The following is a 252-nucleotide window of genomic DNA, read 5'->3' as shown; positions in this document are numbered from 1 at the left end:
GTCATATCGTCGATCTCAAAGAACAGATCAAGTTACTGCGCGACCGTCTGTTCGGACGCAAGTCCGAACAGACGGTCGAACTGAACACACCGCAAATGGCACTGTTCAACGAACCCGAAAGCGAGCCGATGCTACCCGTCGGCGACGCTGACGAAGAGGTCGTTGCACCGGTCAAAGGCCGTGGTAAACGCAAGCCATTGTCGGCTGATCTTCCTCGCATCGAAATCATCCACGAACTGCCCGAGCGCGAAC

The 252-nt window shown here is 56.0% G+C and carries 1 protein-coding gene; it reads left to right on the top strand.

Going from position 1 to position 252, the window contains the following annotated elements:
• The coding region (locus tag RGM3321_RS00025) for a transposase (protein WP_244390987.1) at window positions 1-252 on the top strand (252 nt) is incomplete at both ends.

Source organism: Pseudomonas sp. RGM 3321 (genome assembly GCF_022836805.1).
Classification (GTDB): Bacteria; Pseudomonadota; Gammaproteobacteria; order Pseudomonadales; family Pseudomonadaceae; genus Aquipseudomonas.
This window is presented reverse-complemented; position numbering and strand designations above follow the sequence as displayed.